The sequence below is a fragment of the Hahella sp. CCB-MM4 genome, from assembly GCF_002260525.1.
In the GTDB taxonomy this organism is placed as follows: Bacteria; Pseudomonadota; Gammaproteobacteria; order Pseudomonadales; family Oleiphilaceae; genus Hahella.
In genome coordinates, this window is sequence record NZ_MRYI01000111.1 from 1 (window position 1) to 387 (window position 387).

Sequence of the window (387 nt, forward strand, 5' to 3'; positions counted from 1 at the left end):
ATATAGGCGTTGGGCGTATGGCCGTCATAGGCGATGCCATCCATCAGCGTGGCCGGCGCGCGGTAGCCGTCCGAGCCCATCGGGAAGTCCTCGGCCGAGGCGAGACCCTCGTCGATCAGGCTTTGCGCGGCTTCCATGTAGAGGTCCGGGCGATACACCGAGGCGGCAACGTCATGGTACCACTGGTCGTCATGGGCTTCGGCGATCTGGCCCCAGCGGCGCATCTGGGTCAGGTACCAGATGGCGTCCGAGTAGTAGGGGTAGGTCGCGTTGTGGCGGAAGAAGACGTTGAAGTCGGGGACTTCGCGCACGTCGCCGGGCTCGTATTCAAACGTGCCGGTCATCGAGGCCGAGATCGTCGCGGCATCGGCGCCGACATAGTTCGGG

Annotated in this window: 1 pseudogene; it reads right to left on the minus strand. The window is 64.6% G+C overall.

From position 1 onward, the window contains the following. Window positions 1-387: pseudogene (locus BTA51_RS29145) on the minus strand (nitrate ABC transporter substrate-binding protein); the annotation flags it as partial.